The sequence below is a fragment of the Streptomyces niveiscabiei genome (assembly GCF_001419795.1).
GTDB lineage: Bacteria > Actinomycetota > Actinomycetes > Streptomycetales > Streptomycetaceae > Streptomyces > Streptomyces niveiscabiei.
Map to the genome: position 1 here is coordinate 1 of NZ_LIRL01000129.1, position 3251 is coordinate 3251.

Annotated in this window: 3 protein-coding genes and 1 pseudogene; 2 read left to right on the forward strand and 2 right to left on the reverse strand. The window is 74.9% G+C overall.

Annotation, left to right across the window (positions count from 1 at the left end; all coding sequences use genetic code 11):
• A partial coding sequence (locus tag AOK24_RS07230) for an nSTAND1 domain-containing NTPase (RefSeq protein WP_159051811.1) occupies window positions 1-951 on the reverse strand: 951 nt, incomplete at its 3' end.
• Between the two features lie 93 nt (window positions 952-1044).
• A complete protein-coding gene (locus AOK24_RS07235; RefSeq protein WP_055719215.1) occupies window positions 1045-2175 on the reverse strand; it encodes an FAD-dependent oxidoreductase in 1131 nt (376 codons plus the stop codon).
• 244 nt (window positions 2176-2419) lie between these two features.
• Here AOK24_RS07235 and AOK24_RS07240 point away from each other — a divergent pair, with 244 nt between their 5' ends.
• Window positions 2420-3010 (forward strand): hypothetical protein, encoded by a 591-nt coding sequence (locus AOK24_RS07240; RefSeq protein WP_055719216.1) that lies wholly within the window; start codon window positions 2420-2422, stop codon window positions 3008-3010.
• A pseudogene (locus tag AOK24_RS07245) lies at window positions 3007-3251 on the forward strand (hypothetical protein); the annotation flags it as partial. The gene AOK24_RS07240 and the pseudogene AOK24_RS07245, both read left to right, overlap by 4 nt.

Genomic DNA, 3251 nt, shown 5'->3' on the forward strand with positions numbered 1-3251 from the left:
GCGGCGGCGCCAGGTCTCCAGGAGGGCGTGGGACAGCATGGGCAGGGCGCCCGGCTGGTCGGCGACCTCGTCGATCACGCGTGCGGTGAGGGCGCGTTCCACGTTCAGGCCGGCTGCGGCGGCCGGTCCGGTGATCGCCTCGCGCAGTTCGTCCCGGGTCATGGGGCCGACGAGGAGGCCGGCCCGGGCGACGGCGGCGGCGAGGTCGCGGTGGGCGGCGCAGTGGCCGTAGAAGTCGCCCCGGACGGCGATCACGACCCGCAGGCGGCTGTCCGGGAGGCGGGCGGCGAGGAGCAGGTCGAGGAACCGGTCGCGTTCCGCGCGGTCCGGGCAGAGGGTGAACACCTCCTCGAACTGGTCGACGATCACCCAGGTGTCCAGGTCGCCGTCGCGCGGGACGAGCGCCTCGGCGTGGGTGGACGCGGGCCGTTCGCCCGGGGTGAGGACGCGGATCACGGCGGGCCGCCGCTCGCCCGTCTCCTGCCGCAGCCGGGGGATCAGCCCGGCCCGCAGCAGGGACGACTTGCCGCTGCCGGACGGTCCGAACACCGCCGCGAACCGCTGCCCGCGCGCCAGCTCGGCCACCTCGGTGACGAGGGCGTCGCGGCCGAAGAACAGGTCGCTGTCGTCCGCCTCGAAGCGGGCCAGCCCCCGGTAGGGCGGGCGTTCGTCCGGCGCGGGCGCCCTGAGCAGCGCGTCCGTCTCCTTCCAGCGGCGTTCCCAGTCGTCCGGGTCGGCGTCGAGCGCCTCGGCGTACGCGCGCACCACGGCGAGGGAGGGCAGCTGGTCGCCCGCGGCGGCCTGGGACATGGCGGTGATGGAGTACCCGGCCCGCGCGGCCATCTCCCGGTACGGCGGCTTGCCCGCCTTCTCGCGGAGTTCGCGCAGCTCGTGCGCGAACCGCTGCGCGGGTCCGGCACCGGGGTCGACCGGTTTCTCACGTCGTCCCACGGGTGCCTTTCCGATGTCCGAGGCCGGCCTTGAAACGGCGGGGCAGGCGCCCAAGCTACGTTTCCGTCCGATCTCACCGCAATTTCGCGGACCCTAGCCCGCGTTCTCGGCATGCCTGCTGATCAGCCCTTGGGCGGTGTTGTCGGCGGAGTCGATCCCGAGGATCTCGGCGCCGTCGAACGCGGGGGTCTCGGCGGCGCGGCGGAACATGGCCTCCTCGTACGCGGTGAGCGCGGTCTCCGTGTCGCCGGGGTGTGCGGCGAGGGCCTGGGCGAGTTCGGCGCCGTCCAGCATGGCGAGGTTGGCGCCCTCGCCGTTCGGTGCGGCGAGGTGGGCGGCGTCGCCGAGCAGGGTCACGCCGGGGACCCGGTCCCACCGGTGTCCGTCCGGCAGGGCGTGGTGGGGGCGCAGGACGGGCGGGGTGTCGGTGTCGGTGATCAGGGCGGTGAGTTCGGGTGCCCAGCCGTCGAACTCGGCCGCGATGCGGGCGGTTGCGGTGGCGGCGTCGGTGAAGTCGATGCCGGCGAACCAGTCCAGGGGCCTGGACAGGGCCACGTACATGTGGAGGGTGTCGCCGCTCTCGCGGTGGGCGAAGATCTCCCGGCCCGGTGAGGGCGCGATCATCATGCCGCCGCCGACGGTCTTCGCGGCGACCGGGTGCCGGGTGTCGGCGTCGAAGAGGTAGGTCTCGACGAAGGACGTGCCGACGTAGGAGGGGACGGCGCCGGAGAGCAGCGGCCGGACCCTGGACCAGGCGCCGTCCGCGCCGACCAGGAGGTCCGTGACGGTGGTGGTGCCGTCGGCGAAGGTCACCTCGTGGCGGCCCTCGCCGAGGGCGCGGGCGTCGGCGGCCTTGTGTCCCCAGCGGACGGTGCCGGCCGGGAGGGAGTCGATCAGCATCTGCCGCAGCTCGCCGCGCATCGCCTCCGGGCGCCCGCCGGTGCCGTCGTCCGCCTGCTCGAACCGGACGGTCCCGTCGGGGTCGAGGACGCGCATCGCCTCGCGGCCGTCGAGCACGATGGCGCGGAACGCGTCCGTCAATTCGGCTGCCTGGAGGGCGAGTTGACCGTTGTCCTCGTGGAGGTCGAGCATGCCGCCCTGGGTGCGCGCCGACGGGGAGGGCTCCGCCTCGAAGACGACGGCGGGGATGCCGTGGAGGTGCAGGACGCGGGCCAGGGTGAGGCCGCCCAGTCCGGCGCCGATGATCGTGACGGGTGTGCGCATGGTGGCTCCTTCGGCAGCAGGGCCGCCCGGTGGGTCGCGGGCGGCTGTCTCCGCCAAGGTGCCGACCCCGGCCGACAGATCACCGACAGCCCCGACAGGGCTCCGACATGACGCCGACAGCGCGGGCCGGGCCGGCCGGTTCGACGCTTCGTGTGTTCCGGACGACTTCTTCATCGGTTCTTCATGAGGCCCCTCCTACGGTTCCGGTGACAGCGACCGACGGCGCGAAGGGGCGAGCGGAGCTATGCGGGGACACTGCGGACGGACCGGCCGGTTACGGCTCGTGGGGGCGGCGTCGGGGCTCGTCCTGGCGCTCGCCGCCTGCGGTGGCGGGAGCGGGGACGAGGCCGAGGTCCCGTCGGTGCAGGGGTCGTCCCCGTCCGCGGCGCGGAGCGGCGGCGCGGCGGGCGGGGACGATGTCGCCGAGTACGTGCGCGGGCAGCGGGCCTGGGTGGCGTGTCTGCGTACAGAAGGCGTCGACGTACCGGATCCGGACGCGCAGGGCCAGGTCGACCTGGGGGACGCGGCGGCGCGCAAAGCCGACAGCAAGTTCCGGGCGGCGTCGGAAAAGTGCGCGGACGTCAAGCCGCCGGTCCCGGAGAGCGTGCTGGAGAAGCTGCGCCCGGAACTGTCCGACCAGCAGAAGGAGACCCAGCGCCGCTACGCCGCCTGCATGCAGACCAAGGGCGCCCCGGACTTCCCCGACCCGGGCCCCGACGGCTACCCCCCGGAGGACGCCCGGTGGAACCAGACGTCGGCCGGCGCCAAGCGGGCGATCCGCGCCTGTGCGCCGGTCATCGGGGACCCGGCCGCCCAGCCGACGACCAAGGGATGAGCGTGGGCCCGGCAGCCGAGCCCGGCTCGGACGTCACGGACGGTACGGCGCCGAGACCCCGTCGCCGTACCGTCCTGGCCGTCGGGGCGGTGGCGGTCGTGACGGCGGCGACCGCCCTGGGCGCGCTGGCGCTCGGCGAGACGCGGGACGTGCCCGCCCCGGCGGCCTCCGCGTCGCGCGCGGGCGGGACCGTGGGCGTGCTCCGGGAGACGCTGGTCGACCGGAGCACGCCCACGGTCCC

Bases quoted from the DNA above. Each gene is read 5' to 3' on its own strand.
- AOK24_RS07235 (WP_055719215.1), bottom strand. From the start codon at position 2,175: ATGCGCACACCCGTCACGATCATCGGCGCCGGACTGGGCGGCCTCACC.
- AOK24_RS07240 (WP_055719216.1), top strand. From the start codon at position 2,420: ATGCGGGGACACTGCGGACGGACCGGCCGGTTACGGCTCGTGGGGGCG.